Annotated in this window: 2 protein-coding genes; both read right to left on the bottom strand. The window is 51.3% G+C overall.

The features are described from left to right. Positions 1–5 precede the first annotated feature (5 nt). Positions 6–233: an IS4 family transposase gene (locus tag VXK47_RS04390; RefSeq protein WP_435547556.1), complete on the bottom strand. Its 228-nt coding sequence runs from the start codon at positions 231–233 to the stop codon at positions 6–8. A 9-nt stretch (positions 234–242) separates the two neighbouring features. Next, positions 243–1,417 (bottom strand): IS4 family transposase (locus VXK47_RS04385; protein WP_435547555.1); only part of this gene is annotated, 1,175 nt, incomplete at its 5' end.

The raw sequence follows: 1,417 nt of genomic DNA, 5'->3' as shown, positions 1-1,417 counted from the left end.
GACCCTTACCCATAAGTCTGTTTAGCACGATTGGATTGGGCATATGCCATGAGAACTCTCCACATGCCGGCGAGATCGTCCACTCGTTGCAAACCGAGCCAGAGGCTTTTGGTTCCCGGATCGCCGTCACTTTTTCGACCGAGGAAGCCTCCCGGACTGGCAACCATTCTGGTTGCTTCCCGGAGGGTGGGCGGTTTTTCCGGCGGGATCGGGTCTTGTTTGATATATGCCACGAGGGCTTTTCACTCAGAGTCTTCAAAGTATACCGTGCAAGGAACATCAGGCGTATCCCGTCCCAGCTTGGTAAGATAATAAATCCGCCATGCAACTACCAGATCAACAGCAAGACACGCTTCAATACGGTCTGCCTGCCCAAGTTGCCGTTCTTCTATTTTGCAACCGCTCTTTAAAGTGCGGTGAAATACTTCAATCCCCCAACGCTTGGCATACCAACCGAGTTTTTCCACGGCCTGATCAAAATCAGTGACCGGCCAGGTGGTCAGAAGCATCCATTCCAGCGCTTCAACATTTTCAGGTGTGTTAACCTCCAGCGCCTGCACAGCCCAGATGCGTAAAGGCCCAAGTTCTTGTTTGCTCTTTGGCGGTTCAAGGGTGGTTTCAGAAAAACGGACTTCCAATTGAGCAATACGAGCATTTCGTTTGCCCTGGCGTGGGATATGAATCTCTTGAATGCCGGCTGCGTTTATGCTTCCCATATGTTCCCAGAGATGCCCTTGCTCATCGGTTAGTAACCGATTTTGCTCAGCCCGCACAAGAAGTTTTGCGCCGGCAGGTTCAGCAGTCGCCAACATAAAAAGTTCATATATGTCGGCTTCCCGGTCACCTACGCTCACAAAGGCAGTATCCGGACATACGCGTTGCGCTTCTGCAGCTTTATTAAAGCTTTTTAACCATTTAAAGCTCTCTTTTTCCTCGATAGGCAGTTTATGCCGTTTCTTTTTCTTGCCAAATTCTTCAGGATCGCGCGCCCAGCTTTGGACATCAAGCAAGCCGAGCGGCACGCCATCAGTGTTGAAAGCCATAGTGTCATGCATTAAAAGACCGATGGCGCCTTCCTTCCTGGAACCGATAAGTCCCAGGTCTCCGGTGGCAGGATGAGCGCTGTAGTTGAGAGTAGCGGTATCCTGCACGGCAAGAACTATACTCTCCGCCTTGCAACGATTGACGGTGGCTGTGTAATGCTGACTCAACAAAATGTCCATATGAGTTTCCGGATGATCAAAAAGGCGATACGCCGCCTTGGTTTTTGCTCGTGTCTGACAGGCCTGCGGAATGCTGGCCTGCGGCCGTGCATAAAAATCCCGGGCAATGGTGACAAGCCTGCGGCTCAGCCGTTTGTCACCCAAACCGATATTCCCGAATTCTTCCTCTGCCCAATCCACGGGAGGAGCTTTAG

This window comes from Desulfobacterium sp. N47 (assembly GCF_051233685.1).
Taxonomy (GTDB): Bacteria; Desulfobacterota; Desulfobacteria; order Desulfobacterales; family RPRI01; genus RPRI01.
Note: the sequence above shows the minus strand (reverse complement) of the source record. Positions and strands in the feature narration are given on the sequence as shown.